At 62.6% G+C, this 24874-nt stretch carries 33 protein-coding genes, 1 tRNA gene and 1 pseudogene; 22 read left to right on the top strand and 13 right to left on the bottom strand.

The window, feature by feature from the left end:
* Positions 1 to 122: 122 nt before the first annotated feature.
* Both L6639_RS15555 and L6639_RS15550 read left to right on the top strand, forming a co-directional pair.
* Entirely contained in the window at positions 123 to 935 is an 813-nt protein-coding gene (locus L6639_RS15555; protein ID WP_237862545.1) for an abortive infection family protein, read from the top strand.
* The gene (locus L6639_RS15550) at positions 932 to 1513 is read left to right on the top strand and encodes a hypothetical protein (RefSeq protein ID WP_237862544.1); all 582 of its coding nucleotides are present in this window, start codon (positions 932 to 934) and stop codon (positions 1511 to 1513) included. Before L6639_RS15555 ends, L6639_RS15550 begins: the two co-directional genes overlap by 4 nt.
* A gap of 125 nt (positions 1514 to 1638) precedes the next feature.
* On the opposite strand, the gene L6639_RS43460 is transcribed toward L6639_RS15550, so the two are convergent.
* The 3 genes and pseudogenes from L6639_RS43460 to L6639_RS15540 form a co-directional block, all read right to left on the bottom strand.
* Positions 1639 to 2178: a tannase/feruloyl esterase family alpha/beta hydrolase gene (locus L6639_RS43460; protein WP_465251681.1), complete on the bottom strand. Its 540-nt coding sequence runs from the start codon at positions 2176 to 2178 to the stop codon at positions 1639 to 1641.
* 6 nt (positions 2179 to 2184) lie between these two features.
* Positions 2185 to 3069, bottom strand: a pseudogene (locus L6639_RS43455) (tannase/feruloyl esterase family alpha/beta hydrolase); the annotation flags it as partial.
* Between the two features lie 408 nt (positions 3070 to 3477).
* Positions 3478 to 4101 carry a CGNR zinc finger domain-containing protein gene (locus L6639_RS15540; RefSeq protein WP_237862542.1) on the bottom strand — a complete coding sequence of 208 codons (624 nt, stop codon included), beginning with the start codon at positions 4099 to 4101 and terminating at the stop codon, positions 3478 to 3480.
* Positions 4102 to 4125: 24 nt separating this feature from the next.
* On the opposite strand from L6639_RS15540, the gene L6639_RS15535 reads away from it, so the two are divergent.
* From L6639_RS15535 to L6639_RS15520, 4 genes are all read left to right on the top strand, one after another.
* Positions 4126 to 4851: an AzlC family ABC transporter permease gene (locus L6639_RS15535; protein ID WP_338076536.1), complete on the top strand. Its 726-nt coding sequence runs from the start codon at positions 4126 to 4128 to the stop codon at positions 4849 to 4851.
* Positions 4844 to 5164 carry an AzlD domain-containing protein gene (locus tag L6639_RS15530; RefSeq protein ID WP_276576234.1) on the top strand — a complete coding sequence of 107 codons (321 nt, stop codon included), beginning with the start codon at positions 4844 to 4846 and terminating at the stop codon, positions 5162 to 5164. The genes L6639_RS15535 and L6639_RS15530 overlap by 8 nt, the downstream gene beginning before the upstream one ends.
* Before the next feature lie 76 nt (positions 5165 to 5240).
* Complete coding sequence (locus L6639_RS15525; RefSeq protein WP_237862540.1) at positions 5241 to 5846, top strand: hypothetical protein; 606 nt, start codon at positions 5241 to 5243, stop codon at positions 5844 to 5846.
* Positions 5847 to 6122: 276 nt separating this feature from the next.
* Positions 6123 to 8816 (top strand): hypothetical protein, encoded by a 2694-nt coding sequence (locus L6639_RS15520; RefSeq protein WP_237862539.1) that lies wholly within the window; start codon positions 6123 to 6125, stop codon positions 8814 to 8816.
* Between the two features lie 28 nt (positions 8817 to 8844).
* Here L6639_RS15520 and L6639_RS15515 read toward each other — a convergent pair whose 3' ends face one another.
* The 3 genes from L6639_RS15515 to L6639_RS15505 all read right to left on the bottom strand — a co-directional run bounded on the left by L6639_RS15515 (position 8845) and on the right by L6639_RS15505 (position 10684).
* The gene (locus tag L6639_RS15515; protein WP_237862538.1) at positions 8845 to 9162 is read right to left on the bottom strand and encodes a PilZ domain-containing protein; all 318 of its coding nucleotides are present in this window, start codon (positions 9160 to 9162) and stop codon (positions 8845 to 8847) included.
* 312 nt (positions 9163 to 9474) lie between these two features.
* On the bottom strand, positions 9475 to 9762 hold the full coding sequence (locus L6639_RS15510) for a hypothetical protein (RefSeq protein ID WP_237862537.1): 288 nt from the start codon (positions 9760 to 9762) through the stop codon (positions 9475 to 9477).
* A gap of 22 nt (positions 9763 to 9784) precedes the next feature.
* Positions 9785 to 10684: a LysR family transcriptional regulator gene (locus L6639_RS15505; RefSeq protein ID WP_237862536.1), complete on the bottom strand. Its 900-nt coding sequence runs from the start codon at positions 10682 to 10684 to the stop codon at positions 9785 to 9787.
* A gap of 109 nt (positions 10685 to 10793) precedes the next feature.
* Between L6639_RS15505 and L6639_RS15500 the strand changes: the two genes are divergently transcribed.
* From L6639_RS15500 to L6639_RS15490, 3 genes are all read left to right on the top strand, one after another.
* Entirely contained in the window at positions 10794 to 11114 is a 321-nt protein-coding gene (locus L6639_RS15500) for a hypothetical protein (RefSeq protein WP_237862535.1), read from the top strand.
* Positions 11115 to 11212: 98 nt separating this feature from the next.
* Entirely contained in the window at positions 11213 to 11419 is a 207-nt protein-coding gene (locus L6639_RS15495) for a hypothetical protein (protein WP_237862534.1), read from the top strand.
* Positions 11420 to 11425: 6 nt separating this feature from the next.
* A complete protein-coding gene (locus L6639_RS15490; RefSeq protein ID WP_237862533.1) occupies positions 11426 to 11590 on the top strand; it encodes a hypothetical protein in 165 nt (54 codons plus the stop codon).
* Positions 11591 to 11638: 48 nt separating this feature from the next.
* Here L6639_RS15490 and L6639_RS15485 read toward each other — a convergent pair whose 3' ends face one another.
* Together L6639_RS15485 and L6639_RS15480 are read right to left on the bottom strand one after the other, a co-directional pair.
* Positions 11639 to 11941, bottom strand: coding sequence for a hypothetical protein (locus L6639_RS15485; RefSeq protein WP_237862532.1), 303 nt, complete (start codon positions 11939 to 11941; stop codon positions 11639 to 11641).
* A gap of 157 nt (positions 11942 to 12098) precedes the next feature.
* Positions 12099 to 13640 (bottom strand): carboxylesterase/lipase family protein, encoded by a 1542-nt coding sequence (locus L6639_RS15480; RefSeq protein ID WP_237862531.1) that lies wholly within the window; start codon positions 13638 to 13640, stop codon positions 12099 to 12101.
* Positions 13641 to 13738: 98 nt separating this feature from the next.
* Between L6639_RS15480 and L6639_RS15475 the strand changes: the two genes are divergently transcribed.
* The 5 genes from L6639_RS15475 to L6639_RS15455 all read left to right on the top strand — a co-directional run bounded on the left by L6639_RS15475 (position 13739) and on the right by L6639_RS15455 (position 16813).
* On the top strand, positions 13739 to 14530 hold the full coding sequence (locus L6639_RS15475; protein WP_237862584.1) for an AraC family transcriptional regulator: 792 nt from the start codon (positions 13739 to 13741) through the stop codon (positions 14528 to 14530).
* Between the two features lie 191 nt (positions 14531 to 14721).
* The gene (locus L6639_RS15470) at positions 14722 to 15018 is read left to right on the top strand and encodes an HU family DNA-binding protein (RefSeq protein WP_128962535.1); all 297 of its coding nucleotides are present in this window, start codon (positions 14722 to 14724) and stop codon (positions 15016 to 15018) included.
* A gap of 503 nt (positions 15019 to 15521) precedes the next feature.
* Positions 15522 to 15662, top strand: coding sequence for a hypothetical protein (locus L6639_RS15465; protein ID WP_237862530.1), 141 nt, complete (start codon positions 15522 to 15524; stop codon positions 15660 to 15662).
* A 462-nt stretch (positions 15663 to 16124) separates the two neighbouring features.
* Entirely contained in the window at positions 16125 to 16475 is a 351-nt protein-coding gene (locus tag L6639_RS15460) for a GrlR family regulatory protein (protein ID WP_237862529.1), read from the top strand.
* Between the two features lie 140 nt (positions 16476 to 16615).
* The gene (locus L6639_RS15455) at positions 16616 to 16813 is read left to right on the top strand and encodes a hypothetical protein (RefSeq protein ID WP_237862528.1); all 198 of its coding nucleotides are present in this window, start codon (positions 16616 to 16618) and stop codon (positions 16811 to 16813) included.
* Here the strand turns inward: L6639_RS15455 and L6639_RS43055 are convergent.
* Together L6639_RS43055 and L6639_RS15450 are read right to left on the bottom strand one after the other, a co-directional pair.
* Complete coding sequence (locus L6639_RS43055; RefSeq protein WP_271607020.1) at positions 16810 to 16935, bottom strand: hypothetical protein; 126 nt, start codon at positions 16933 to 16935, stop codon at positions 16810 to 16812. The genes L6639_RS15455 and L6639_RS43055 overlap by 4 nt on opposite strands.
* Positions 16936 to 17013: 78 nt before the next feature.
* Positions 17014 to 17244: a hypothetical protein gene (locus L6639_RS15450; RefSeq protein WP_237862527.1), complete on the bottom strand. Its 231-nt coding sequence runs from the start codon at positions 17242 to 17244 to the stop codon at positions 17014 to 17016.
* 279 nt (positions 17245 to 17523) lie between these two features.
* On the opposite strand from L6639_RS15450, the gene L6639_RS15445 reads away from it, so the two are divergent.
* Positions 17524 to 17808: a hypothetical protein gene (locus tag L6639_RS15445; RefSeq protein WP_237862526.1), complete on the top strand. Its 285-nt coding sequence runs from the start codon at positions 17524 to 17526 to the stop codon at positions 17806 to 17808.
* A gap of 72 nt (positions 17809 to 17880) precedes the next feature.
* Here the strand turns inward: L6639_RS15445 and L6639_RS15440 are convergent, their stop codons facing one another.
* Positions 17881 to 18045, bottom strand: coding sequence for a hypothetical protein (locus L6639_RS15440; RefSeq protein WP_164933808.1), 165 nt, complete (start codon positions 18043 to 18045; stop codon positions 17881 to 17883).
* 270 nt (positions 18046 to 18315) lie between these two features.
* On the opposite strand from L6639_RS15440, the gene L6639_RS15435 reads away from it, so the two are divergent.
* The 5 genes from L6639_RS15435 (at position 18316) to L6639_RS15415 (ending at position 21813) form a co-directional block, all read left to right on the top strand.
* Positions 18316 to 19077, top strand: coding sequence for an SIR2 family NAD-dependent protein deacylase (locus L6639_RS15435; protein ID WP_237862525.1), 762 nt, complete (start codon positions 18316 to 18318; stop codon positions 19075 to 19077).
* 199 nt (positions 19078 to 19276) lie between these two features.
* Positions 19277 to 19909, top strand: a complete 633-nt coding sequence (locus L6639_RS15430; RefSeq protein ID WP_237862583.1) for a cold-shock protein — start codon at positions 19277 to 19279, stop codon at positions 19907 to 19909.
* Positions 19910 to 20070: 161 nt separating this feature from the next.
* Positions 20071 to 20556, top strand: a complete 486-nt coding sequence (locus L6639_RS15425; protein WP_237862524.1) for a DUF192 domain-containing protein — start codon at positions 20071 to 20073, stop codon at positions 20554 to 20556.
* A gap of 132 nt (positions 20557 to 20688) precedes the next feature.
* Positions 20689 to 20765: transfer RNA gene (locus L6639_RS15420), tRNA-Pro, on the top strand.
* 853 nt (positions 20766 to 21618) lie between these two features.
* A complete protein-coding gene (locus L6639_RS15415; protein WP_237862523.1) occupies positions 21619 to 21813 on the top strand; it encodes a hypothetical protein in 195 nt (64 codons plus the stop codon).
* A 16-nt stretch (positions 21814 to 21829) separates the two neighbouring features.
* Here the strand turns inward: L6639_RS15415 and L6639_RS15410 are convergent, their stop codons facing one another.
* The gene (locus tag L6639_RS15410) at positions 21830 to 22255 is read right to left on the bottom strand and encodes a translational machinery protein (protein ID WP_237862522.1); all 426 of its coding nucleotides are present in this window, start codon (positions 22253 to 22255) and stop codon (positions 21830 to 21832) included.
* A gap of 211 nt (positions 22256 to 22466) precedes the next feature.
* Positions 22467 to 23645, bottom strand: coding sequence for an OpgC domain-containing protein (locus L6639_RS15405; protein ID WP_237862521.1), 1179 nt, complete (start codon positions 23643 to 23645; stop codon positions 22467 to 22469).
* Positions 23646 to 23960: 315 nt separating this feature from the next.
* Between L6639_RS15405 and L6639_RS15400 the strand changes: the two genes are divergently transcribed.
* Complete coding sequence (locus L6639_RS15400) at positions 23961 to 24266, top strand: ETC complex I subunit (RefSeq protein WP_237862520.1); 306 nt, start codon at positions 23961 to 23963, stop codon at positions 24264 to 24266.
* A 93-nt stretch (positions 24267 to 24359) separates the two neighbouring features.
* Positions 24360 to 24857 (top strand): Lrp/AsnC family transcriptional regulator, encoded by a 498-nt coding sequence (locus L6639_RS15395; protein WP_237862519.1) that lies wholly within the window; start codon positions 24360 to 24362, stop codon positions 24855 to 24857.
* Positions 24858 to 24874: the final 17 nt, after the last annotated feature.

The following is a 24874-nucleotide window of genomic DNA, read 5'->3' as shown; positions in this document are numbered from 1 at the left end:
GAACGGTGGGCGAGATCATCTCGGAATCCTGGGCGAGATCAAATCGGTACACCCGGGCGAGATCATCGGAATCCGCAGTCCACCATTAAAGCCCCCGCGCCCCATAGGGCATGGAATTAAAAATGACCCAGATTCCGCCAGCGCTGATAGGCACAACGGCGCCGATCCTCGACTCACACTATACGCACGCCGAACTGAACGCTTTGTTCATGCAGGCGGGGTTTCCGGGCGATCCGCCCGAGGGAAACAAGACGCAAAAATGTCTCGCTTGGTTGCGGCGTGCAAATGCAGAATGTGCTGATCCGCTTAGGCTATTTGGGACACTTATCGCGGAAGTGATGGATGCGGAGCCCACGCCTTGGCGTCTGGAGCAGTATGCGAAAGATGGTGATGCCCGGGAGAGGATCAAAACCGTCCTCGAAAAGGAGCAGCTAACCTATCAGCGCGGCGGTTACATCATCGGGGCACACCTGAAGGGGCCCTCCAAATCCTTGGGCGAACGGCTCAAGGCGGGCGGCCTAGCCGCGGTGGACCTCGAATACCAGCGGGCCTACAACTCGATTGGTTCGGACCCTGGCGCTGCGGTGACGGCAGCCTGCGCAATCGTCGAAGCAGTCTGCAAGCAATATCTCCAAGCGGAAAACATTCCTCTACCCAACAAGCAGACGATTGCGCCGCTTTGGACAGAGGTTGCTAAAAACCTTGGGCTCTCGCCGGGCCAAATGGCCGACGATGACCTCAAGCAAATTCTGTCAGGCCTCTTCAGCATCGCTGCCGGCGTGGGGGCATTGCGGACCCATGAAGGCTCTGCTCACGGGCACGGCACGAAGAATTACAGGATCGAAGCTCGCCATGCCCGACTGGCGGTTCACGCCGCGCATACGATGGCACTGTTCATTCTCGAAACGTGGGAAGCTCGCGGGCGGAAGAAATGACGGCCAAAACTTACGACGAATTGTTGGACCTGTCGGAGTTCGACGGGCAGTCGCTGATGGCTAAGTACATCCATCATGGTGGCGACATCAATAATTTCGCGACGACGTGGGAGTATGTCGCGTTCACCTACAGCTTGGCGTTCGATGAACTTGCCCGGAAGGCTTATTCGCCTAACCATCGGGCGAGCAATCTAAGCATTCCACTTTTCTTTCTGGCGCGCCATGCGATCGAACTAGCCCTGAAGTGCGCCATCCTCGAATATGCCCTGACCGACAACGCTACGCCGAAGGTTGATGGCCATGATCTCGTTTCGCTGTGGGACCAACTATCCGAGTTCATGGCTCGATGGGGATGTCCTACAACTGACGAGTGGGGTGTCGTCGTGGCCAAGCAAATTGCCGATATTCAAGAGGTCGATCCGAAGGGTGATCGCTTCCGCTATCCCACAGATATTAAGGGAAAGAGATTTGAGCTGACACATGTGGAATTAGAAGGTCTGATCCGAGCTCATAACAGCATCACCATGTACCTTGATGCGTGCGGACAGATGCACTCCGAGGGCTACCGCGGCGCTTAGTCATCTGGCTAGTGTCGATTTTGCAATATGCCGTGCGGTTCATTGCCGTCTGGTCATGGTCCCGCCACGTGCGCCAATCCCTGACGTCGCGTTCTATAGTTCGCATCTGACCGCGCCCATCTACGCTATTTGCACTCAAAACTCGCCGCGCTCTCCGGATCGCCTTGGCCCTTGTACTGCGCATGTTGCGGATAGGCGCAAAGCGGCCGGCTGCGGCCGGGAAAGGCGGGTCCCGTCGCGATCACCGCATCGGGCGCCTTGCCGTCTTCCACCCAGTTCACGACCGCGCTGAGGAGATCGAAACGATCGAGCGTTGCGCCGCTCGAGCAGTGACCCATGCCGGGCACCAGGAAGGCCCGGCTCGATTTCTCCCGCACCATCTCCATGCCGCCGGAATCAGCCGCCATGCGCTCGTAGTAATTCACGGTGTCGTTCGCCGAGAACCAGGGGTCGCTCACACCGTGGTAAAATAGCAGCTTGCCGCCATGGCCGAAATAGCTCGACAGGTTGGTCCAGTAGGCGGTGTTGGCGAGGCGATCCATCCCGCTCGCGTTGACCCGGTCTTCGAGTTGATCGACGTCGATGCTTTCCCAAACGGGCGGTCCGACCGGACTGCGCGCGCCAGATGTCAGGATGCCGGGAATGGAAACGCCTTCGGCCGCCACGCCGCTGTCCCACGGGAACGGCGGGTAGATAGGCGTGCCGCGTGAATTCTTCGGTCCGGCAAAAGCTTTCCTGAGGGCATCGACCTGCGCCGGCGCCAGGCAGGACTCCTTGATGTCGCCCTTACAGGTGAGGACCGCAGGGTCGAATTGACAGGCCTTGCCGTCGAAGATCAGGCCATCCTTGATGCCGTCCTTGGCGTCGCAGGCATCGAGGATCGCGTTCGTGATCAGCTTGCGCTCATCAGCGGAAAAAGTCCTGGCGGGCTCCGGCTTGCCGGACGCATCTTTCGGCGCGATCCGGCTGAAGGCGGCGTTGGCCCAGGCGAGACCGATATTGGAGTTGCCGGTGCGCATCGCAGGCGCGCCGGCGACGATGCCGTCGAATTGCTCGGGATAGCGCACTGAGGCCAGCATGGCTTCGCGGCCTCCGGTCGAGCACCCCGTGAAATAGGAATGTTTTGCGCCCTGGCCATAGTAATGCGCGACGATCGCCTTGGCTGCGATCGTCACCTTGCCGACGGATGCAGTGGCGAAGTTGAGCGCGGCTTCCTGGTCCTTCAGGAACGAGGCATCGAACACCGCGCCCTGATGACCGCTGTCGGTCGTAACAACGGCAAAGCCGCGCGCCAGCGCCGGCACCTCGCCAGCCGCCTGGAAACCCAGCGGCGGCCGGATCGAGCCGTTCAAACCGCCGCCGCCTTGAAACAAGAACCGGCCGTTCCAGCGATCGGGCAGGGCGACGGCAAAGCCGATCGCGTAGGACTTGCCCTCGACGCCGACGCGCTGATCGATCACGCCATCCACGCGGCAGTTCGGCGGCAGCGCCACCGATACGGTGGCCGGCGCCGGCGGCGACGGCTGCACGGTGCCCGGCGGCGCCTCCGGTACCATTTCCGCCTTGGTGACTGACGCCGTCGATCCCGGCAGCTTCCAGCCAGTCAAGTCAGCGCATTTGAGCGCGGGTGGTATGTTGGCTGAATCGTCGGCGCTTGCCGGCGAGATCGCAATGACCGTGATGGCCGCTCCCAGAGCCAGGCAAGCCATGGCACCATCAAGCGCCACATTTCTTTTTCGCTGCATCGTTCTTCCCTGCCGTTTTCTGAATTTTATTGCGGTGCACGTCACTCGCACCGGGCCCTGGACGATCTGGTGCACTGATGCTGAAACCATCCTGAGATATTCGGGGGGTGCAGTCCAGCGGCGCAGGCTTTCAACCGCGTCAGGCCGATGCGAGCCGCACGGAGCTGATGGGTTGTGCGCAATTCCGAAATTGCGTCGCGCCCCATTCCCCTCGAAGACTTAGCCTCTCTTGCCCGGGATCGTCTTTCGGCGCTTGGCGTAGGCGCGTCGCGCTCGCTCGCGATTTCCGCAAACCTCGCTTGAACACCACAGGCGGGTTCGGTTCGGGCTTTCGTCGACATAGAACCAGCCGCAACCATCAGCCTGGCAGCAGCCGATGCGCGACGCATCTGCCGACGTCAGAACCGCAGTCAGGGACCACAGGATGGGCCAGAGCGGTTCGGAGAGAGTCCGGCCCGAAAAATTGTGCAAATACGAGCCGTCGGTTCGAACGAGGCTCGGCTGCGGCGGAGCTTTTGCGAGCAGCGCATTGACGAAGGCCAAGTCGCTGCGCTCGCCCCGGCGTAGCGCATCACAGATGCTCCAGATCTCCGAGCGCAGCGAGAGGAGCTCGGTCTGTGCGGCGGCAGCGGCAGCCGGCTTCTTGCGGGCGATGACTTCGAGCGCCTTGATCGCCTGAGGTGACAGGGTTCGCCGGCGGGCACACCAGCCGAGAAAGGCGGTGTAGTCGGGGATCAACTCCTGCGGATCACCAGATGTCCGCCAATCCAACGTGTTGGCGAAGTCGAGACAGACCCTGCCGCCGAAAAATTGCGTCGCTGCGCGTTGGGGATCCCTTGACATGGCTGAGCCTGCCGGGCCTATATAATGGTCATGACCATTACAACGCAACCAGCGTCTTCGGCAAAGGCGATCTGCTCACGCGCAGGGTTTCGGCGCGGCTTGCTCGCGGCGCTTCCGTTCCTGTTGAGCAATGGTGTGGCTGGCGTGGTCATGGGTGTCGCCTATCGCGGTGTCGGGCTCGGCTTCGTGCCTTCAGTTCTGTTCAGCGTCGTCGTCTACTCTGCCACGGCGCAGGCTGTCACTCTCGGTATGTGGGCCGCGGTCCCGCCGATCATTCCGATGGCGGTGGCCTGTATCGCGACAAACGCGCGATATCTCGTCATGGGCGCTCACCTCTACCAGATCTTCGGCCAACTCAGAAAGCGCATCACGCTGCCAATCCTGTTTCTCCTGGCGGACGCCTCCTGGCTCATGACGAGCGCGGACGCGGAAAGCAACGATGCCGATATCGGGTATCTGCTGGGCGCGAGCGTGCCCATGGCCGTCGGCTGGATCGGAGGGACGGCCCTTGGCTACGGCCTGCCGCTGGCACCGGATGGCCCGCTTTCGGTCGCCGCAGCTTTGCTCCCTGCGGCGTTCATCGTCACCCTGCTGCCGACCCAGTGGCGTGGCGCGCGTTCTGTTCTGCCTTGGCTGCTGTCGGCTGCGGGCGCACTTCTTGTCGGCAGATTCGTATCGCCGAATTGGGCCATGCTGGCCGGCGGCGCGATCGGCACCGGCTTCAGCATGATGCGCGCCGACCATGCTTGACTGGCGCACGCTCGCGGCCATCTGTGTGCTGGGGCTTGTCAGCTATACCATGCGATCGGGAGGGTTTCTCGCGGGCGGATTGATGCGGGAGGGCAGCGCAATGGCAAGGTTCTTCCAACTGGCTCCCGGGAATCTCTTCGTTGCCTTCGTGGCAGCCGCCTGCCTCGAAGGTGGGCTGGCAAGCATCGTCGGCTGCGCGGCCTCGCTTGCCGTCATGACAGTGACGCGCAAGGAGTGGGCGGCGTTGGCCGTTGGCTTCGCTGCCGCCGCACTCGTCGCCGGCGTGCGTCTTGCGGCAGCAGGCTCTCCCTGATGAGGGAAAGTAAGCCGTCTGAACCCTTGTCGAGCGAGCGCGACTAAGCTGCATGGCTCGGACAAAGACGCTCTTCTTGCTGCTGCTTCTGCTTTTCGCGATTCCCGCGCGCGACTGCTCCGCGCAGACGCCGCCGCCATTCGACGAACATGCGCTCGAGCGCGTGCCGCCGACGGTCGTGAAGAGATTGGCGATCCGCTTTTCGCTGGGCGCATTCGCCGGCCGCTTCGAAGAGACGCCGCTCGGCGCGGTCCGCAAAGCCGTGGGCGAAGGGACCATCCAACACCAGGGCGACGCTGCAGGCAGCGTCTACTGGCTGTGTTATCGGCGCGCGCAGCATCTGATATGGGTGGTGTCCAGCGGAGAGATGGGCGGTACGGACCATCGCGTCACCGAGATCGTTGAAGAGCTCGTCGGGACAGACGCCGGGGCCTCGACCGATTGCGCCATCATCCCGGAAAAATTCTCGCCCGTCGTCTTCGACGGCAAGCTGCATTTAGGCATGTCGCGTCAGGAGGTCATCACCGCGTTGGGACCGCCGTCGAAGTCGGAAGCGGCTCAGATGGTGTATTCTCACGCGGGAAAGCTCGCACACGGTTTCGACGAGACTGCATGGCTCATTCTCGGATTTCGTGAGGACAAGCTCGTGTCCATGCGCGGCGGCAAGACCACGACGAATTGAAGTGGCTCTGGCAGTGTTCATGCTTCACAGCGTGAGGCGAGCGAGTCACGTTCGCTCCCGGCCGCATCACATGCCCCAGCTTCTCCTACCACCTTCGGAAGTGCCGTAAGTCCGCAGGTCTCTTGCTGCCCAGCGACAAGACTTGCGGCGATGGTCGCTTTGCCGCGAGCCCGCCAGACATGTGCATCGTCACCAGAATGCGACTTCCAATTGTCGCAACCATAGACTGTAATGCCGCCGGCGGCATGACAGGCGTCTGCCGGAGGAGGTGTGTGAATGGCGACCCCCGCGCAAAATCCGGAAATTCAGCTCGGCTTTGGGGCAAGGCCCCAGGGCAATGCCGTCGCACTGTTCGGCGCGGACATCTTCGTCGTCGGCGCGGACGAACATTCCGACATCCAGCAGTCGCTCTACTCGACCGATTTGGGCTTCGCGTCCACCACGCTTGGCAACAAGAGCTCATGGTCGAACAGCCGGCTCACGCTGCCGAACGGATTTGCGCCGCAAACCAAGGGCGGATGCGCGCTCGCGATCCAGTCCGGCGAAGTCCCGGCCCTGTATTTGTTCTGGAATCAGCCTGATTTGTGGAAGGAATCGAACAACGCCGGCGTCATGGTGAGCTCGCTGACATCAGTCACGCCGCCGGGAAGCTCCAGCGCGCCGACGGACTGGCTCGCCGGCTTCGTGCTATGCGACGAGAACAATCTTCCCTTTGCCCTGCAGGACGGTGCTTCCGTCAGCGCAGTGTCCCTGGGATCGCAGGCATTCCTGGTGGGATTGGTGCAGCCGTTTCCGATCGAGAACGGCAAGCTGATGGATTTCGCAATGGTCGGCGTCTATTACGTGGCCGACCAGCAGCCGACCAAAACCATCACCAGCAGCGCAGGCGTGTTCGGAAGCTGGCCCGCGCGGAACGGCTCGTCGACGGCGCGGAGCGCTGCCGAAATCGGCGCATTGCTGCCTCCGGTGGCCGGCCGCTCGGGCACCAGCCTCGGCAATCGGATCGGCCTCGCGATCGTCCCGCAAGTCAGCGACGCCGATAGCAGCAACAACCTCGCGCTCGACATGGTGACGGTCCTGACGCTGACCATGGCCGACGCGAACGGGTCGAACAAGGCGTCGTTCCAGGTTGCGCTCACCTGGCCGCTTGACGACAACGGCTCGCCGGCTGCGGGACAGCCGGCGCTCGCCTGGTCGAGCCCGGTCGCAACCAAATCTCCGCTCACGGTGCTGCCCGATCCTGCGGGCCGCATCATCGCCTGCGGGTCGTCGGTCACCAACGAGAAGAACCTGTCGAAGGCCCTGCTGTTCGAGACGTTCTCGACCTACGGGCCGCTCGCCTATGCGAGCCAGTATACCGTGACGGCTTCCTCGGCGGACACGAGCACGCCGGCCAGCATGCTGTTCATCGTCGACACCACCAATCCGGCGCAGTCCACGCCGGAGCCGAACGCGGACGGCACTGGCAATATGACCACCACCTCCTATCAGCTGTTGCAGCTGTTGTTCTATGGCGGGACGACGGTGGCGCAGGTGCAGCCATACGGCACGGCCGAGGTGATCTCGAACTACGCCAACATCTCGCTGTATTCGCCGACGGTGGGACCCGCCGTCGTCGTTACCGGGATCATCGAAGGACCGATCCCGCTGCCTGTCTCGAACATCATCGGTTGGCAGTTCGAAAGCACGACCAACGATCTCGGCTCGGTGATCTACGGAACGTCGCAAGAGAAGAAGGAGCAGGGCGAGCAGAGCTGGAATTTGGGCGGGACCCTGACCACCAATGGGAAGATTGGTGCCGAGGTCGGCGACGAATCGTTTGGCGAGGGCGGCGGCGCGGGCATGGCCTGGGATGCGTCGGCTTCCGGCGGATACGTCAAGACATGGTCGACCTCGACCTCGAGCACCCTCACGCAGCCGCTCCAGCAGCCCGCAACCGCGAGCGTCGATAAGGGGTCGATGATCGGGAACGGCATTGTCCCCTACGGCACGGTGTTCGCAGCGTCGGGTTCGGTGTCGATCACCAATTTGCGCTTCCTCGACGCAAACAAGAATGTGATCAGCGACGGCACCCAGAACGCCACCATCTCGGCCCCGCAGGCACCGATCTTCGCGGTGACGAATCCAAGCACCGGTCAGTCCAACGGTTACGACTACGTGCCTTTCATGGTGACGCCCGGGGATCTCATGACCTATACGATCGACGGGACGCGCTCCGACAGCACGCCCTGCGGCATCAATGCCACGATGGCTGCGCTGACGAAGGGCGCGATCACCGACTATTTCGATTCCGTGATCTGGCCGGCCGCGTTCGACTTCGGCGCAGCCGCCGGCGAGCAGTCGCAAAAATATCTCAACTTCTCCTGGACGCTTGGCGGAGTGACCGGCTCCGCTTTCACGGGGCTGCAAACGTCCATGCACAATGGCTCCTGGAATGTCGGCGGCTCGGTCGCGCTCGGTTTCTATTGGGACGCCAAGGCAGGGGTGCCGCTCATCGGTGGAGTCTCGAGCTCGGGCAGCGTCATGCTCGGGGTCAAAGGCGGCTATTCGAGCACCACGATCGACACGAAGACCGCGCAATGGGGCGTTTCATTGCAGCCGTTCAGCGCAACCCCACCGTGGGGGCCACCGAACTGGGGCAATCTGCCTGACAGTGCGAAACTCGCGATCGACCCGGCCTGGGCCAGCAGCGTGATTGCGTCCTACCGCTTCGCGCTGTTGCTGCTGCCCGATCCGCAGCCCGGCGACGCATCCGGACTGAGTCCGGGCTATTGGGTGCAGGAACTGATCACCTACGGCAACTCGAATGCCACGACGGCGAACCCCAGCGCGTTTCTTCCGAACAATATCGATCCGGGCTCGGGTTCGTGGAAGATCGTTTATGTGGTGCTCGAAATCCGGACCTATGAGGACATGAACAACAACACCTACACGTATCGGTACACGGATCCGAACGGGAGATTTACCTAAGCCACGAAATGGCGGCTTGATGAGGCCGTCACTTCACCAGTGTTTCGCCGCGACGCGCTCGCTTCGATGCTCTGCCGCGATTGATGAACTGGACGCCGACGAACTCGCCATTGATCCAGGCGAGCTCGCAGTGTCGGTAGGCCAGGCCGATGGGGGACAGCACCAGGAAAAATTCCTTCTGGCCGATATCCGTCACCGCGCCGTCGATCACCAGCTTCGCCCCCATTTCGGAGACGTCGTGGATCTTGCAGGCGCGCTGCCATGTGCCGTCGATCGCCATGACGCGCGCGTCGAGGGGCCGTTCGAACGCGACGCGCCTGTCCTTGCGTTGCTCTCCCTCGCTCATCGCGCACCCCCGCTGATGATCCCCAAGCGGCGGTCGAGAATGGAGTGAGAAGCTTGATCTTCGGTGAACGAGGCGGCGGCGGAGACTTGAAATCACGGTGAGATTGCACGCGATCGTTGCGCTGTCGAGCACTACTGACTGTTGCGTGCATCGACCGGGGTGCCAGGTGGCGAGGTGCCCCCTGAACCGCCGGCGAGCCAGGGCGACTAAGTCACATGGCTCACACCCTCAAGACCAATCTTGCGATCGCGAGCTTGCCATCGGCAAGCAAAACGGGGGAGCGGCCCTGACGAGATTGGCATGAAGCGCTGGCTACGAAGGCTCGGACGGATTGCGTGGGTTGCTGCGCTTTGCGGGACGGTCGCGTTGCTTGCGCTTGTGGCCATCTCTCCTCATGAGCCTGACGGTGTGCATCCCGTGCGCTATGTCCTCCGCCACGACGTCAGGTACGTGAGCGAGGACATGGGCCTCGTCCTGCAAATCCTGCTTGGCGTGAACATTGCGCTGGGCCTGGTTGCGGCTGGATGCCATTTCGCGAGTAAGGACCCAGCCGATGGATCCTGGCCAGGCAGGATAGGCGAACCTTAGCCCCTGCAGCATCAACCTTTCCTGCTTCGCCGCTTCATCCGGCGCACAATGTGCGCAGGCGCTGCCTGATCCAGCGATGCGCCGGGTGCTGTTCGGTGCGCTCGTGCCAGACGAGGCCGATGGTAAAGCCGTCGACCGCGAGCGGCGGCTCCAGCACCTGGAGGCGCTCGGCGCGCCCGCGCACCAGCCGCTCCGGCACCGTCGCGATCAGATCGGAGCGGGCGACGAGGTCGGGCACGAACAAAAAGCTCGCCGTCGACACCGCGATGCTGCGCTTGCGCCCGAGCTTGCCGAGGGCCGTGTCGACAGGTCCGCCGAAACCGCCCCCGCGCGGCGAGACCACGACATGATCGAGCGCGACGAAATCATCGAGCGTGAGGCGTCCCTTCACCGTCGGATGCTGCCGCCGCGCGATCGTGACGTAGCGCTCATGAAACAACCGTCGCGTTCGCAGCGCCGCGGGCGCCGTCGCCGGCGTCATCACGGCGAGGTCGACCACGCCCGATACCATCTGCTGGCCCAGCAGGCTGCCATCCAGCTGACGAATTGCTAGCTTCAGTTTTGGGGCGCTGACGCGCAGGTCGAGCACCAGCGGAGTGATAATGGCGACCTGCACATAGTCGGAGCAGGCGAGCGCGACGGTGACGTCGGCGGTGGCCGGATCGAACCCGCGTCCCCGCGCCAGCACCTCTTGCACCTGGTCGAGTGCCTGTCGTACCGGCGCCTGCAGCTCCATCGCGCGCGCCGTCGGTGTCAGGCCACGTTGCGCCGGCAGAAACAGCGGGTCGCCGAACAGATCGCGCAGGCGCGCCAGCTGCGCGCTAAGCGCCGGCTGGCTCAGGCCGAGGCGGCGGGCCGCTCGCGTGACGTTGGGTTCGGCCAGAAGCGCATCGAGCGCGACAAGCAGGTTGAGATCGACTTTCTTGCTATCCATGAAATGGATAGCAGCACCAAGTAAGAGGAATTTCAACGGCTGGATCCGGCGCACTATCCTTCAGCATATCGGCCCGCCGCTTGATCGTGGGTTGAGTGAGGAGACAAACATGCCGACCGTCCGTGTGTCCGTGATGCGCTGCGATCCCAACCAGTTCGCCGAATTCAGGCAAATGATGGCGGAGTCGCTTGACGTCCTCGCGCCTGGCATCCGGCAGATGCGCGGCCTGATCCACTTCTACTCCGGAGAGGATGAGCCTTCGCATGCGCTCGCCCAGGTCAGTCTGTGGCGTACCCTGGAGGATGCCAAGCAGCTTGATACGTTTCAGCCGATGCTTGACCTCGGCAAGGTGTTCACGAGCAAGGGTGCAAGGTTCGAGCGTCCCATCATGAATTACGTGTCGTCGTGGGAAATCGTGCCGAACCACTGATCGGCTGATGTCCGGCCGGGGGAGGAGGCGGGGTTGCCGGCCCAGTGAACCGGGGTGGCGCTCGAGGCGACGAATGCCTGGAAACGAGGTCATTCGTTGTGGAATGGTTCAAGCGATACGTCGTCAGTTGCCTGATCGCAGTGGTCTTTTTCGCCGGCTTCGATGCCTATCGGCGGCCGGGCGAGGACGCGCATTTGGCGACGATCCTAGTCGTGTCTGCTGGCTGGCCTGTCTTCGCTGCGCTGGTCGTCGGCGGTTCGATTGGCGACGCGGTGCACGGCCTGAAGCACGGCAAGGCCGGATGAGCCGCCATGCTTGACGCCTTGCTCGGCTTCGTCTTCGACATCGTCCTGAGCGCGGTCGGGACCCTCATCGCCAAGATGTTCGGTGTGGACGACGCAGTCGAAGCCGGGGGCGTGATCGCCGGCATCGGCATTCTCGCGATCGGCTTCGCCATCGCGGTATGGGGGCACTGAGGAGCGATCGTTGCGAGAACGATCGCTCGCTGTGGCGGCTCGTGCGGCCTACGCCGCGATCCGTTGCTCTGCCGGCGCCGTCAAATATTTCAGCACTTCGGCATGTTCGAGGTCGGGCACCGCGATCGCCGTATGGCTGTAGATCGCATGCGTGCGCGACTTTGCGATTTCGTCCAGGATCTCTTTGCCCTTGATGACGTGAAGGCCCATGCCGTCTCCGGACGGGAAGATCGCCAGCACCACGTCGTAGGCCCTGATGACCGACCTGAGCGCCTCGGCCTTGTCTTCGGCGACATCGACAAACACGCGGACATCGGCTGCGAGTTCACGCAGCTCCTCAAAATTCAGCACTTTTCGGGTACTCCAACGCAACAAGACTGGATGGAGAGTGGATGCGTTGGGTTACCAGAGTCTGAACAACATCCATCAAGATGGAAGTTTCACGTTGAGGTGACGCCTCGTGTGGAAAACTCCCCTCAAGGCACGCGCGGAGCTCTCTTTCGCGGCCTTACGCGCGCCAGCGCATCGGAAGCATGCCGTCCTCCCTGAAACTGCCGAGGAAGGCGAAGCGGTCAGCCTGCGGATTCGGGCGGGCCTCGATCGTCGAACCGAGGACATGCACGAGATCGCGCTCATCATGGGGCGGCCAGGGCGGCAGGCCTGATGCATTGGGGTTCCCGCGCGTCGCAAAATTCACCCAATAGCTCATCATCGCCTCCGCCAGCGCGCGGTCGGCATCATCAGGCGGCGTCGTGCTGCCGATGATCCGCTGCGGCGTCAGCGTGCCGAAGACGAAGGGGATTTCGGTGACGTGCGAGGCGATCGGCGTGTAGGGCGACGTATAGGAAAAATGATAGGCGTAGACGGGTGCACGCGTGCTGGACCGGTGCAGTCGCAGCGCCTGCCAGCACTGCTCGCCGACCACCATGTCGCCCGTGAGCGCGGCGGCCGACGCCCTCGCTTCTGCGTCCGTGTCATCAGGATAGAGCTTTTGGAAATCCGCCATCCGGCCCTCGCCGAATAGCTCTGCTGCCGCGGCACGAAAGGCTTGCGCCGAGTGAGCGGGCAGGGAGAGCGGCATGAAGGGAAATTCCTCCGCGCTGTTCCATCCCGCGAGCAACGGGATATGCATCTGCTCGCCGCGCAGGAAGCGTCGCGCGGGCACATCAGGCACCACGTAACGGTCGATGCTTGGCGAGAAGGCTTGCGTGACGTGATCGCGCGCGAAGCTCCATGGCGCGGCCGCGTTCAACGGTTCGGCCGGCATCGCGCGCAGCGCTGCGATCGATCCGTTGCCGTGCTGACGGACGAAGGCGAGGCCGCGGGCACGGGCTTCGTCAAACCCTTGCAGCGACCCGTGCCGGCCGTCCCAGAACGCTCCGCTCTGGCCGATCGCCTTGTGGAACAGCCCGCGCGCGAGCGGTGAGGCCATCAGGAGGCCGACAGCCATCGCACCAGCGGATTCACCGAACAAGGTGACGTTGCCGGGGTCTCCGCCAAACGCGGCGATGTTGGCTTTGACCCAGCGCAGCGCCGCGAGCTGATCCTGGAGGCCGAAATTGCCCGAGGGCGCCTGCGTATCGAGATCAGGGTGGGCGAGGAAGCCGAAGAGGCCGAGCCGGTAGTTGAAGCTGACGATAACGACGCCCTTCGCAGCCAGCACGCTTCCGTCGGTGGCGGGATTGGCCGACGAGCCGAATTGAAAGCCGCCGCCGTGGATCCACACCATCACGGGCCGCTTCTCGTCGGGCGCCTTCGCCGCCGTCCACACATTGAGCGTAAGGCAGTCTTCGCTGCGCGGTCCGGGCCGCGGATCATGTTCGAGCGATGAGAGCGACGCCGCGCCAAAGTCGAGCGCATCGCGCACGCCGCTCCATGGCGTCGGTGCTTGCGGCGCGCGCCAGCGCAGCGGTCCGACGGGAGGTGCAGCGTAGGGGATGCCCCTGAATGCGAGCACGCCGTTGCCGTCTGGCACCGCGCCGCGGACCTGGCCGGCCTGCGTGCGAATGGTTCGGCCCATCCGGGCTGAAGGCATGATCGAGCCGTGCACGGTCGCATCTCCTTGGGTTGACGTGAGGCGAGATCTATCGACTTTGGCGTTGGATGAATTTTTGCATAATCGCAATCGATCGCTAAATTCAGTCAATGATCCGGCAAAAGCTCAGATACCCCTGGCTAGATCTCGATGTGGACGACCGCGCCGCACCTGTCATTGCCGTGCGCGTCGACGCCGACGGGACCAAGGAGGAAGTCCCCGAGCACAGCCATCGCAAGGGGCAGCTGGTGGTGTCGCTCGGCGGCGGCGTCACCTGCCGCGTTCCCAGCGGGCTGTGGATGGTGCCACCGCATTGCGCGGTCTGGATTCCGAGCCGCATGCCGCACAGCAATCGCGCCACCGCGAATGCGCGGCTGTTCTTCGTCTATGTCGAGGCGGAGCTGGTCGATCTGCCGGAGCGTTGCTGCACCATCTCGATCTCGCCCTTGCTGCGCGAATTGGTCGTCGAGCTGTCCGATGGCGCGCAGCATGACGAGGCGAGGCGGGAGCGCCTGATCGGCGTGCTGCTTGGCGAGCTGCCGCGCATGCCCGTGCAGCAATTGCATCTGCCGCTCTCGCGTGAGCCGCGGTTGAAGCGCATTGCTGCAGCCTTGGCGGACAATCCCGCGGACCGTCGTACGCTGGCACAATGGGCCGATCACGTCGCGCTCAGCGAGAGCAGTCTTGCGCGCCTCGTTGCGAAAGAGACCGGGCTGACGTTCGGACGCTGGCGTCAGCAGCTGCATCTGATCGTCGCGATCCGCGAGCTTGCCGCGGGCGCAAGCGTGCAGCAGGTCTCGGCCGATCTCGGCTATGAATCGGTCACCGCCTTCATCACGATGTTCAGGAAGGCGCTTGGCAAGCCGCCGGCGAAATATCTCGCCACTGTTGCCCAGGCGACGTAGTCGCCGCGGGGCGCCGGAAACATGACGGAACTCGAGCCGAACTGCTGCTTGCGTTTTCGCCCCTAATGGGCTCTAAGCCCGGCTGCTTCGTGGCCTTCAGGCACGAACAGACGCGGCGCGCGTAGTTTTACCGTTTCCGGGACAAGGCTACAGCGCAGCTCGCGCGCACCCCATTCAGAGGAATTCCAGACATGCCGAAGATGACCAAGACTCAGTTGATCGATGCGATTGCCGAGGGCACGCAGCTTGCGAAGAACGACGTGAAGTCGGTCATCGAGTACATGGCGACGGTCGGTTACAAGGAGCTCAACGAGTCCGGCGAGTTCGTTATTCCCGGTTTCGTGAAGATGTCGGTCGTCAACAAGCCGGCGACCGAGGCCCGCATGGGCGTCAATCCCTTCACCAAGGAGCCGATGCAGTTTGCTGCCAAGCCGGCGAGCAAGTCGGTCAAGGCCTCGCCGCTGAAGGTGGCCAAGGACGCCGTCTGATCCGAGCCGCGCGCGCCCGGACGGCACGCGGATGGGCGGAGTGAGATCTTGGAATACGTGATGTCTTCAAAAAGGGGAAAACCCCGCTTGGGGGGAGCGGGGTTTTCTGATGGGGTGAAGCCTTGGGGGGAAGCTTCATTGATAAGACGCGCCAGCGCTGAAAAAGTTCAGCGTGGAATGTTGCACGCCCATCGCCAGCACAACGAAAAAACCCCGCGCTTGCGCACGGGGCTCTCTCGCTGACGGCGTTGGGATTTCAGCGCCTGGCCGCCAGTCGCTCGCCTAACTTAAGGTTGAAAACGCAAAAAGCAACAGCGCCGCGGTGACGGAATATGTTCGTCCATCGCGGCGCTGCCATATGACTGGGCGCTGAAATCCCCAGCTTCCATAGGTCTCGGGCGCGCCGGAAAGGTTCAACGCGACACGCACAGGAATTTTGGCGTGTGGGCTGGACTTTTTGTTCTTATTTTGTTCTAGTGAGTCATCAGCTCAGGAGATGACTCATGACCGTTGAAAAGCAGCGCGAAGTGATCCGGCTCTGGAACCAGCTCAGGAAGGTCGAGGGCCCGGCCGCAGAGGAAATCCGCATCCAGATCCTGGAATGCTTTGCGGAGAGGGGCAACGCCAAGCGCGCGGCGGCTTGAGCACCTCCGCTCGAGGCGATGACGATCTTACGTGACGGCGCGTCGCTTCATCGCTCGTTAGGAAATGCTTCCCACTGATTGACTCGCCTCCGATTCGTTCTTCGAGAACGAAATGGAGTCGGATGCAGAACAGGTCGTGTGTGTCCGGGCCTCAGCGCGCGGCCTGTGCCAACACGAGTCAGCGCGATGCTCCGCACCATGGTGTCGTCATTGCGGTCGCCGCAATCAATGATCGACGACATGGCGGGATCGCCTGCTTGCGGCGGTTTGTCGCTCATTCGCATGCAAATGATTTGTTAAGACCTGTTCCGCGCGATTTCGTTGATTCCGATTCGTTCTTTTGAGAACGAAATGCAGGCGAAGCTGGAACAAAGATGGTCGGCGGACCGCAACAGGCGGCAAGCCCCTGTCTCGACGCTCTCCGCACGCCGCGCTATCGTCGCTGGGACGGCAGGCGCATCCATGAAGAACGGGCTCTACTCCATCCACATCCGCATGCTCGACGGCGTGAAGGGCCGCGACAGCGGCGTGTTGATCCTGCGCGATGGCGTCCTGCTCGGCGGCGGGCCTTACTTCTGGTCACGCGGGTCCTACACGTCAGGCAATGGTACCTGGAAGGGCGAGCTTGCCACCAACCAGCATTCGCCGTTTGCCGATCCGCTTGCCAGGCCGCTGTTTGGCGGCGCCGAGGCGACCAGCGGATTCTCGGGGACGTTCACCGAGGAGGGGGCCGAAGTATACGGCACCGTGCTGGTCGCCGGCCATCGCAGCCTCGGCTTTAGCGCGACGCTGAAGTGGCTCGCCGACGTCTGAAGCGCTCGCGCGATCTCCTAACGAAAGCTTGCCGCCCTCGCGATAACCCTATTCGGTTAGGTTAAAAGCCCAATCGCGTTGCGTCGCCTGCGCGTTGGGGTAGGTGTCTGGCAAAGACAACAAGAAAACCTGTTATTGCCATGACACCTTTTTTAGAACCGTCATTTTATCAGGGCGACCGCCAGACTTATCGCCGTGTCGCCGTCGTCGGCGCGCTGTTCTGTCTCGCCTTCGTGGCGATCAGCGTTTCGCTCCGGCCGCAGGACGAGGACACGCGCGTCGCGCTCAAGGCCGACCGGCTGGTGCGCACCGCGGGTCACGCGCCGCCGGCGAATTAGCGTTTACTGCGGTAGGTCTCGTCCTCGGCGGAATTGCGAGAGCACGCAGCGCCGCTTGTTGCGAGCGCCACGAAGCCGGCATAGCCGGACAGATTGAGCAAGACTTCGAGCCAGACGGGCATGATGAGCCTCCTCTTGCGGGGAGACGATTTCAACCCGCGCGCGAGGCGCTTGTTCCGCCGCTTGCGAGGAAACGCCGCTCAAAGCGGCGAGGTGGGATCGAGCCGCCGGCCGAGCGTCGCAACCGATTCCGTGGACGGCGATGATTTGAGAAACTCGGCGATGGCGCGGGCGAGCTCGCCGTCGCTCATCGGCGTTGGCGGCGGGCGGAGCGCACCGACGCCGAAGCTCCGGACGATCTCGTCGTAGTGCTGCGTGTTGGTTGTGGGAACGAGCCTGCGGATGCGGGCGAGCAAAGCGGATATCGGCAATCTTGTCTCCTCGGCCTCCCGCCCCGTTGGCAGCCGTTGATGTCTGCTGCCATTCTTGTCCGCGAAATTGAAAACCCCGCCAGCACCGCGGAGATGCTGACGGGGTCTTCATGCTCTTGCCCCACCCGGATGGCGGAGGCCTTCGCATGTACAGCAACAATCCACCGCCCGCCAAATCGTTCCATCCGCCGCGAGATTATTTCTGCCCGCTGCGGTTCCATCCGGAGCGAACCTTTGCCGTCAGCTCGCGTTGTCCGCCCAGATGCGAAGGAGGAGATCATGAAAAAGACACTCGCAATCCTTGCCACCGTCGCCGCCGTCGGCGTGACCGCGGTTGCGGCCCCTGCACAGGCGCGCGGTATTGGCCCGGGCCTCGCGTTCGGTCTCGCCGCCGGTGCGATCACAGCCGGCGCCGTCGCCGCGTCCCATCCGTACGGCTATGGCTATTACGGCCCGGGCTACGGCTATTACGGCGGCCCGGCCTATTATGATTACGGCCCTGGCCCGTACGCCTATTATGGCGGGCCGTATTACCGGCACCATCGCTACTACCGTCATTGGTAACAGTGGAGGAATCGAAAAGCCCGGAGCGATGCTCCGGGCTTTTTTCGTTGGCGCCTGTCCCGCGCGATGCGCTCACGGCCAGAGCGAGGGCCGCTCCACCTTGCGCGCGTTCTCCAGCGTCGAGACGAAATACTCTTCGCGCTCGCGCTTGAATTTCTCTTGCGTGGCACGGAAGGCGGCGACACGGGCGGCGATCTCTTCGCGTTCGCGGATCTTGCGTTGTTCGTCCTCGGTCATGTCAAAATCCCCACTACACCTGACTATGTGTGCACTTGTGAACTCAAGCACTGCCGCCGCAATCACGTTGAGTCGCGTCAACACATGCATTGGCGCTTCTGATTGGGGCGTCAATGGGGAGGAGGCATTGCAGGATTGTGATAAGCGAGGGTCGGAAAAAATTGCCGCCCTGTCGTTGCAGAACTCTTGCACGCCGGTGGATAAGAGCGTCAACAATCTTGCCGCTTGCACATGTTGCAGCTAGCGCGAAATTGAATCGGGAGGCGGCGCGTGATTGCAGAAAATCTTCAGAGCGGCGTCGAACGGCTCGGCGACATGATCGCGCGCGCAAAGATCATCGTGCCGTTCACCGGCGCGGGCATCTCGACTGAATGCGGCATCCCCGACTTCCGCTCGCCGGGCGGAATTTGGACTCGCAATCGTCCGATCCAGTTCGACGAGTTCGTCGCAAGCCAGGAGGCGCGTGACGAGTCCTGGCGAAGGCGCTTTGCGATGGAGGAGGTGTTTTCCGCAGCCAAGCCCGGACGCGGCCATCGCGCGCTCGCCTCGCTGCATCGTGCCGGCAAGATCCCGGCGGTCATCACCCAGAACATCGACAATCTGCACCAGGCCTCGGGCTTCGCGGCCGATCGCGTGATTGAACTTCACGGCAATACCACTTACGCGCGCTGCATCGGGTGTGGGCAGACCTACCAGCTCGACTGGGTGAAGCGCCGGTTCGACGCAGACGGTGCGGCGCCCAACTGCACTGCCTGCGACGAGCCGGTCAAAACCGCAACGATCTCATTCGGTCAGGCGATGCCCGAGGATGAAATGCAACGCGCGACCGAGCTGGCGCAGGCCTGCGATCTGTTCATCGCGATCGGTTCCTCGCTCGTGGTGTGGCCGGCGGCCGGCTTCCCGATGATGGCGAAGAACTCGGGTGCACGTTTGGTGATCATCAATCGCGAGCCGACCGAGCAGGACGACATCGCCGACCTCGTCATCCGCCACGACATCGGCGAAACGCTCGGACCCTTTGTCGGCAATTGAGGCGTTAGTTTGATTCGCGGCTGTGCAAGCTGTTCATAGGTTCCGCCGAATCTCTTTTTTATCTATGCGTCTCAACCGGGAGTGTTATCTTTTGAGTCGAAAGATTCGCGTCGCGTCGAGGTGAGAAGATTCTCTTAAGACGCGTGATTCGAGCACCGCCAATGTGGCGGGTTGCATGGCAGTTGCGGGGTCCGGGGTTATGGGGTCGTCGGACGGATTTGAGTCCAAGAAGCTGGGAGTTCCCGCGTCGGGCGAGCACGGCGCCGGTCGCGACAATGCGCTCAGTCCTTTCACCGGGCTAGGTGAGGGCAGCGCCAACCTCGTCGAGGTTCATGGCGTCATCAAATGGTTCGATGCATCAAAGGGCTACGGCTTCATCGTCCCCGACAATGGCTGGCCCGACGTCCTCCTGCACGTTACCGTGCTTAGACGCGACGGCTTCCAGACCGCCTATGAGGGTGCCCGCATCGTCGTCGAGTGCATCCAGCGCGCCAAGGGCTACCAGGCCTTCCGCGTCGTCTCGATGGACGAGTCGACCGCGATCCATCCGGCGCAGATGCTGCCGCCGCGCACCCACGTCACGGTGACCGCGACCAGCGGCCTCGAGCGGGCCCAGGTCAAATGGTTCAACCGGCTGCGGGGCTTCGGCTTCCTGACCTGCGGCGAGGGCACGCCCGACATTTTCGTGCACATGGAGACGCTGCGCCGTTTCGGCATGACCGAGCTGCGCCCGGGCCAGTATGTGCTGGTTCGCTTCGGGCCCGGCTCCAAGGGGATGATGGCGGCCGAGATCCATCCGGAGACCGGCTCGCCGGGTCTCCAGTCGCACTAGAAGCTTCAAATTTCCGTATTGGTGGGCAGAAGCGCGCGGGGTGGCCTGCGCGCTTCTGGCTTTTGGGGCGGTGGCCGCGTAAGGATGTCGCAATCCCCACCGTTGGGCCAGTCATTGTGGTCCTGACTTTCTTGCCGCATTTCCTGCCGAGTATCCCCGCCATGAGCTTTGATCGAAAGGCCGCCCGGTCCGTTGCCCGGGGCTTTCTTGCCGCCGCTCTCGTCATTGTCGGCTTCTCCGTCGCCGGCGCTCCCGTTCGTGCCGCCAGTTTCCAGCCGCTTGAGATCGTCACCAAGAACGGCGTCCAGGTGTTCTCGGTGGAGATGGCGACCACGGATGAGGAGAAGCAGACCGGGCTGATGTACCGCAAGGAATTGGCTGACGGCAAAGGCATGCTGTTCGACTTCAATCCCGAGCAGGAAGTGTCGATGTGGATGAAGAACACTTATGTGTCGCTCGACATGATCTTCATTCGCGCCGACGGCCGCATCCTGCGCATCGCCGAAAACACCGAACCGCTTTCGACCAAGATTATCTCGTCCAAGGGGCCCGCCCGGGCCGTCCTCGAGGTGGTGGCGGGAACAGCGCAGAAATACGGTATCCGTCCCGGCGATCACGTCGGACACCCCTTGTTCGGCAGCAAATAGGTCGGGTAGGGCTATTGCGGCCCGGCCCGGTAAATCCGGGAGGGTATCCTGTCGGCGGCTTCGCTTGGCTGGCGGCTTGGAAAGCTTGATGGCCCCCCAGGAAGCGTGTATCGACGGGGCTCGCCGGACATTCGGGGTATAGCGCAGCCTGGTAGCGCGGCAGTTTTGGGTACTGCAGGTCGTTGGTTCGAATCCAGCTGCCCCGACCAGTCCGGGCGTGGACCCTCTTCATCCCCAGAGATCCAAGAGCGCGGACACAGGTTAGCCGACCGCACACGTTGGCCTGGCTCAGCCCGTCCTCGACGACGCTGCACTCCATCGCCTCTCGACCTTTGGGCGTCAAAGGCGCATTCTTGTGGACGTTCATCTGGTCTTTCCTTGGAACGTTGAAGCTTCGCAACCTCAGCTTCCTAGGTTCAGACCAGATGGACAACCTTCTGAAACACCAAAGCTAACGCGCGCAGAATGACCAAAGCCTCATCGAACCTTTGGACGTCGCCATAGACATATCGGTGTTGGGGATTTCAGCGCCCAATGCCTAACGGACGCCGCCAAGCGAGGATACTCCGCTTGCGCGGCGTTGCGCTTTTCGGGGCTTTTAGCCCGAGGCGTACCAGCCCGCCGGAAACGGGATCAGCGGCCAGACCGGATGATTGTCGTTGACAGCCTTTGGCGATTGATCCGGCGGCCGCATAGCGACCGGTGTCGGGGGCGGCGAAGCCATTGCCAGCCGCAAATAGGCACATTGCAAATTCATGATCGTCGACCCGCGCAGTCAGTCGCTTGAAAAAATCAGCCTGAAATCAGCCCCGGTGCGCTCTTCGGAAACGGCGCATTCATTCTCAAATTGCGCATGCATCTTAGGAAAGATGGGCAGGCGTTTCAACTGGCAACGCGGCCTTCCGACGACGGGTAAGGTTGATCGGTTAGGTTAAGCGCGGACCATCGTTGCGGTCATTTTGGCTGATGATATCAACTGGTCCCGGCCCGCGACGACGCCCAGCAGCGGCTCACACGAGATCACATTCGTCGCGGTGTTTCGTTTCGCGCGAGTTGTCCGTCATGGCTTTCGATCTCACCACGAAAACATCCCGCCAACGGCCGAACTGGACCGAGATCTGGCATCTCTGGACCGTCATCGTGCCGCGCCGCTCAATCAATGGGCAGCTCGTCTACGGCAAGGTCTGGCGTCGTCACGACGGCCGCGACTGGATCTACAAGAAATTCACCGAGTATGACGGCGAGGCGGCGGCCTGAAACGGAGGCGCTTCGCTCAGCCCTGATGTCTTTCCCCCGCGGCGGCGCCGGGGGCCTGTATGCGCGGGAGCGGCAATTTGAAGTGACGCTTGGCGTAAGCGACGATCTCGTTGTCCGTGGGATGATCGGCCGCTTCCACCGCGACGATCCGCTTGGCGAGATCGGGCGCATGGGCGCGAATGTGGCTGGCGAGCTCCATCTTCGCGTTCGCCGGACCGATGATGAGGATTTCTCCGGCATCGGCGATGGCCTTGGTCACCTCGGCGAGGAAGGTTTTGTCCGGCGCGGCGTGGCCGCTGCCGATCGTGTTGGCCTTGTGATGAAGGTGCCGCGTTGCCAATTGCGGATGCAGGGTGACTTCGTCGGAGCCGCTCAGGCCAAGATGGAAGATCCGGGCCTGCGAATGATCGATCCAGACCACGGCGTGAAAATGAGAGGGCATGTGCTTGTCTTGTCCTTGGGCCTTGTCCTTGGGCCTTGTCCGAGGGAAGGCCGCCGACATCAGTGCGGCGGCGCGTGTCACGATAACCCTAGGCTGATCGGCATCGCTCCTGGTTGACCCAAGTCAAGTTGACCCGGCCAGCCTGATCCCCACAAGCCGGATATGGCAATGGACGTCGAACGCTCGCTTGAACCAGCGGGCGTTCGACGGCTCAGGCGGCCTTTGCCGCGGGGGGAGCTGCGGACTTCGCCGGCGGCGGCTTCAGCGGCTTGTCCTGCCGCTTCGACCACGAGATGTAATAGGCCACCGTCGTCATGATCGCGATTCCGGCGATGGAGACGAACAGCTGCGCGAACAGCGAGCCCGAGCTCATCGACAGCTCGAAATGGCCGACGAAGGACAGGAAAACGCCGACGCAGAACACGGCGAGCGATTGCTGGCCGCAGACGATCACGGGATCGAAGACCTTCCACTCCAGCCCCGGCCATTCCTTCGGCACGAAGCGGATCACCAGGATCACGATCACGACGAAGTGGATGAAGCGGTAGGGCGCAAGGTTGGTCTTGTCGTTCGGATTGAACGCCGAGAACAGCCATTCCGGGAACATGCCGCCAAGCGCCGGAAAACGGCCGGCCATGGTCATGACCAGCGCGAAGGCGAGATAGGCGAGGCAGACCCACAACGTAACCGACGAATTGATCAGCCAGCCCGAACGGCGTGCGCCGCCCATCGCGCACCAGGCGCCGAACACGAACAGCACCTGCCAGCAATAGGGGTTGAAATACCACTGGCCGCCCGGATAGGCGGTCAAATTCCAGCCGAAGTGTCGCGCCGAGAGCCACAGGACGATGGACAGCACCATCGTCAGATCAGGCTTGCGCAGCATGAACCACAGCACCGGCGGAAACAGGCCCATCAACACGATGTAGAGTGGCAGCACGTCGAGATTGAGCGGCTTGAACCGCAGGAACAGGCCCTGGCGCAAGGTCTCGGTGGCGTTGTCGACGAGGCCGGCGACGTTGAACTCGTTGATCATCTCGGAATCGCCGAAGCGCAGCGCCAGATAGCTGATCGAGGCGATATAGATCACGAACAGGATGATGTGGGCGACATAGAGCTGCCAGACCCGCTTGGTCAGGCGGGTGGCGCCGACGATGAAGCCGCGCTCCAGCATCATCCGGGCGTAGACGAACGTAGCCGTGTAGCCGGAGATGAAGACGAACAAATCGGCCGCGTCCGAAAAGCCGTAGTTGCGCGTCGTGATCCAGTTCACGATGTTGTCGGGGATGTGGTCGAGGAAGATCGCCCAGTTGGCGATACCGCGAAACAGGTCGAGCCTGAGGTCACGGCCCTTTTCGGGCAGCGTGGCGTTGATGTTCAGGAAGGCCATGCGACGGAAGCTCTCGAAAGGGACGGATACGCTGAGGTCGGCGAGGCGAATGTTGGCAAGGCAGGTGTTAGCAAGGCTTGTGTTGGCAAGGCTTGTGTTGGCAAGGCTTGGCCGCCGGGCGGGATTCCCGGACGGAAGGCGGGTACGCAATTGTCACAGTGCAGCATAATGACTATACCCATCGGTGAGGGACCTGGGAGGGCCGGAATCACCGATCAGTTCCCGAAAGGTGTCTCTATACTATGCCCGCGGTTTGCACCAATCGCTACCGTGACGCATGAAAATCGAACGAAAGACGAAGAGGCCGGACCGCCAATGACCGCACGCATTTTCAAGCCCGCCAAGAACGCGATGCAATCCGGCCGGTCGAAGACCAAGGAATGGCAGCTCGATTACGAGCCGGAGCAGCCCCGTTCGGTCGAGCCGCTGATGGGCTGGACCTCGTCCGGCGACATGAAGCAGCAGATCACGCTACGCTTCCACACCAAGGACGAGGCGGTCGCCTATTGCGAGCGCAAGGGCATCGCCTACCAGGTGATCGAGCCCAAGGATTCCTTGCACCGCCAGGTCGCCTACGCCGACAATTTCTCTTTCCGCCGCGGTGAGCCCTGGACGCATTAAGGGGCTCCTTCGGCCGTCCGACGGAACGGGCCTTGGCACTGCGCGCCCCCCGTGCTTCGCTGGTCCTATGACGGGACCATGACGAGGTAGGGGATGGCCGGGCGCGACCAGCTCGACAGCGTCGATCTGAAGATACTCTCCGAATTGCAGCAGGACGGGCGCGTCCGTAACAACGAGCTGGCGCTGCGCGTCGGCGTGTCCGCGCCGAACTGCCTGCGACGGCTCAAATCGCTGTTCAGGCGCGGGGTGATCCGCGCCGTGCGCGCGGTCATCGACGAACGGCTGCTCGGCTATGAGGTGGTGTCGTTCGTCTCGATCCAGCTCGGCAGCCAGGCGCAGCCGGTGCTCGCGGCCTTCGAGGGCTCGATCTCAGCGATCCCGCGGATACAGCAGTGCTGGCGGATTTCGGGCGACACCGACTATCTTCTCAAATGCGTGGCGCCGAGCGTCGAGAGCATGCGCCAGCAGCTGTTGCATTTCGCCGCCATGCCTAACGTGAAGAACGTCCGCAGCTTTCCGGTTCTTGGCGTTGCGAAGGACGTGCCGCTGCCGGTTGAGGAGCTTGCGGCAGGGACCGTTTCGGCCGGCTAGCGCGGGGGAGGGAGAGG

Origin of the sequence: Bradyrhizobium zhengyangense, assembly GCF_022012555.1 — a bacterium.
In the GTDB taxonomy this organism is placed as follows: Bacteria; Pseudomonadota; Alphaproteobacteria; order Rhizobiales; family Xanthobacteraceae; genus Bradyrhizobium; species Bradyrhizobium zhengyangense.
This window is presented reverse-complemented; position numbering and strand designations above follow the sequence as displayed.

Excerpts from the sequence above, each read along its gene's own strand:
- L6639_RS15555 (WP_237862545.1), top strand. The coding sequence starts at position 123 with ATGACCCAGATTCCGCCAGCGCTGATAGGCACAACGGCGCCGATCCTC.
- L6639_RS15550 (WP_237862544.1), top strand. The coding sequence starts at position 932 with ATGACGGCCAAAACTTACGACGAATTGTTGGACCTGTCGGAGTTCGAC.
- L6639_RS15540 (WP_237862542.1), bottom strand. The coding sequence starts at position 4,101 with ATGTCAAGGGATCCCCAACGCGCAGCGACGCAATTTTTCGGCGGCAGG.
- L6639_RS15535 (WP_338076536.1), top strand. The coding sequence starts at position 4,126 with ATGGTCATGACCATTACAACGCAACCAGCGTCTTCGGCAAAGGCGATC.
- L6639_RS15530 (WP_276576234.1), top strand. The coding sequence starts at position 4,844 with ATGCTTGACTGGCGCACGCTCGCGGCCATCTGTGTGCTGGGGCTTGTC.
- L6639_RS15520 (WP_237862539.1), top strand. The coding sequence starts at position 6,123 with ATGGCGACCCCCGCGCAAAATCCGGAAATTCAGCTCGGCTTTGGGGCA.
- L6639_RS15515 (WP_237862538.1), bottom strand. The coding sequence starts at position 9,162 with ATGAGCGAGGGAGAGCAACGCAAGGACAGGCGCGTCGCGTTCGAACGG.
- L6639_RS15510 (WP_237862537.1), bottom strand. The coding sequence starts at position 9,762 with ATGCTGCAGGGGCTAAGGTTCGCCTATCCTGCCTGGCCAGGATCCATC.
- L6639_RS15505 (WP_237862536.1), bottom strand. The coding sequence starts at position 10,684 with ATGGATAGCAAGAAAGTCGATCTCAACCTGCTTGTCGCGCTCGATGCG.
- L6639_RS15500 (WP_237862535.1), top strand. The coding sequence starts at position 10,794 with ATGCCGACCGTCCGTGTGTCCGTGATGCGCTGCGATCCCAACCAGTTC.
- L6639_RS15490 (WP_237862533.1), top strand. The coding sequence starts at position 11,426 with ATGCTTGACGCCTTGCTCGGCTTCGTCTTCGACATCGTCCTGAGCGCG.
- L6639_RS15470 (WP_128962535.1), top strand. The coding sequence starts at position 14,722 with ATGCCGAAGATGACCAAGACTCAGTTGATCGATGCGATTGCCGAGGGC.
- L6639_RS15465 (WP_237862530.1), top strand. The coding sequence starts at position 15,522 with ATGACCGTTGAAAAGCAGCGCGAAGTGATCCGGCTCTGGAACCAGCTC.
- L6639_RS15460 (WP_237862529.1), top strand. The coding sequence starts at position 16,125 with ATGAAGAACGGGCTCTACTCCATCCACATCCGCATGCTCGACGGCGTG.
- L6639_RS15455 (WP_237862528.1), top strand. The coding sequence starts at position 16,616 with ATGACACCTTTTTTAGAACCGTCATTTTATCAGGGCGACCGCCAGACT.
- L6639_RS43055 (WP_271607020.1), bottom strand. The coding sequence starts at position 16,935 with ATGCCCGTCTGGCTCGAAGTCTTGCTCAATCTGTCCGGCTATGCCGGC.
- L6639_RS15445 (WP_237862526.1), top strand. The coding sequence starts at position 17,524 with ATGAAAAAGACACTCGCAATCCTTGCCACCGTCGCCGCCGTCGGCGTG.
- L6639_RS15440 (WP_164933808.1), bottom strand. The coding sequence starts at position 18,045 with ATGACCGAGGACGAACAACGCAAGATCCGCGAACGCGAAGAGATCGCC.
- L6639_RS15430 (WP_237862583.1), top strand. The coding sequence starts at position 19,277 with ATGGGGTCGTCGGACGGATTTGAGTCCAAGAAGCTGGGAGTTCCCGCG.
- L6639_RS15425 (WP_237862524.1), top strand. The coding sequence starts at position 20,071 with ATGAGCTTTGATCGAAAGGCCGCCCGGTCCGTTGCCCGGGGCTTTCTT.
- L6639_RS15415 (WP_237862523.1), top strand. The coding sequence starts at position 21,619 with ATGGCTTTCGATCTCACCACGAAAACATCCCGCCAACGGCCGAACTGG.
- L6639_RS15410 (WP_237862522.1), bottom strand. The coding sequence starts at position 22,255 with ATGCCCTCTCATTTTCACGCCGTGGTCTGGATCGATCATTCGCAGGCC.
- L6639_RS15405 (WP_237862521.1), bottom strand. The coding sequence starts at position 23,645 with ATGGCCTTCCTGAACATCAACGCCACGCTGCCCGAAAAGGGCCGTGAC.
- L6639_RS15400 (WP_237862520.1), top strand. The coding sequence starts at position 23,961 with ATGACCGCACGCATTTTCAAGCCCGCCAAGAACGCGATGCAATCCGGC.
- L6639_RS15395 (WP_237862519.1), top strand. The coding sequence starts at position 24,360 with ATGGCCGGGCGCGACCAGCTCGACAGCGTCGATCTGAAGATACTCTCC.